Raw genomic sequence first — 241 nt, 5'->3', positions numbered from 1 at the left:
GTTTAACGTACCACTGAAGTACAGCTGCTGATTTTTTGCATAAAACACCTTCACTGGCCAAAGGGTATTGTCACCTGCTGGAGTTGTTTCAGCATAATAAATAGCTTCATCAGCATTTTCAGTTAGCTGCCATTCCTCGGTTAGCAATACTTTTTCAGCTGCCACTGACCAGGTAAACAATAACAATAACAAACATAAGTACTTCATTATTATTCCTTAAGGTAAGGCAGGAAAACGGTAT

General features: G+C 38.6%; 1 protein-coding gene. It reads right to left on the bottom strand.

The features are described from left to right. Positions 1-207: hypothetical protein (locus R0J87_RS24155; RefSeq protein WP_498889580.1), on the bottom strand; the 207-nt coding region annotated here is incomplete at its 3' end. Positions 208-241 lie beyond the last annotated feature (34 nt).

It is taken from the genome of Halomonas sp. SIMBA_159 (genome assembly GCF_046536035.1).
GTDB lineage: Bacteria > Pseudomonadota > Gammaproteobacteria > Pseudomonadales > Halomonadaceae > Vreelandella > Vreelandella venusta_A.
The sequence above is the reverse complement of the archived record's forward strand: the minus strand, read 5'-3'. Positions and strand labels throughout refer to the sequence as shown.